This window comes from Alcanivorax sp. HI0044, from assembly GCF_001634945.1.
On the sequence record NZ_LWEZ01001746.1, the window covers coordinates 1 to 734 of the forward strand.

Here is a 734-nt window from a genome sequence, read left to right on the forward strand (position 1 = left end):
GCGTGAAAACTAACGAAAGAAACAGGCTCTAACTGAACAGTAAAAGCAAAGGAAGACATTAATGAACTGGGACTGGAATCAACTGCTGCAGTGGCCAACAGTCGAGACGCCAATGGATATCTGGCTGACTCAGCTGTTTATCATCGTGCTGTGCACGGTATCCATCAACTTTATTCTGATGCGCAGTATCGATGTGGCCGAACGGTTGATTGGCAAGACCGAGACCCTGTGGGATGACGCCTTGCTGGAAGCCGCACGTATCCCGGTTCGTCTGGTGTTCTGGGTGATCGGCTTGTCGGTGTCCATGGAGCTGCTGCAGGCGGTGTCCGCAGAGGAAAACGCCCTGTTTGAGTTTGTGCCTCAGGCACGCCGTATCGCTTTTATTATCATCATTGCCATGTTTCTGAGCCGGTTTATTTCCTATACGGAAAAGAACCTGATTGATCCGGGCCGTATGCGTAAACCCATGGATCAGTCCACTGCAGCGGCAATTGCAAAGTTGCTACGGGTATCCGTCGTTATTACGTCTCTGTTGATTATTTTGCAGACGATGGGTTACAGCATATCCGGTGTGTTGGCCTTTGGTGGTATTGGCGGCATGGCGGTGGCGTTTGCCGCCAAAGATCTGTTGGCCAACTTCTTCGGCGGCATGATGGTTTATTTGGACAAGCCGTTTCGGGTCGGAGATTGGGTGCGCTCACCGGATCGCTCCATCGAAGGGAGCGTAGAAGATA

Annotated in this window: 1 protein-coding gene; it reads left to right on the top strand. The window is 51.5% G+C overall.

Annotation, left to right across the window (positions count from 1 at the left end; genetic code table 11):
* Positions 1-61 precede the first annotated feature (61 nt).
* The coding region (locus A3730_RS26165) for a mechanosensitive ion channel family protein (RefSeq protein ID WP_156501379.1) at positions 62-734 on the top strand (673 nt) is incomplete at its 3' end.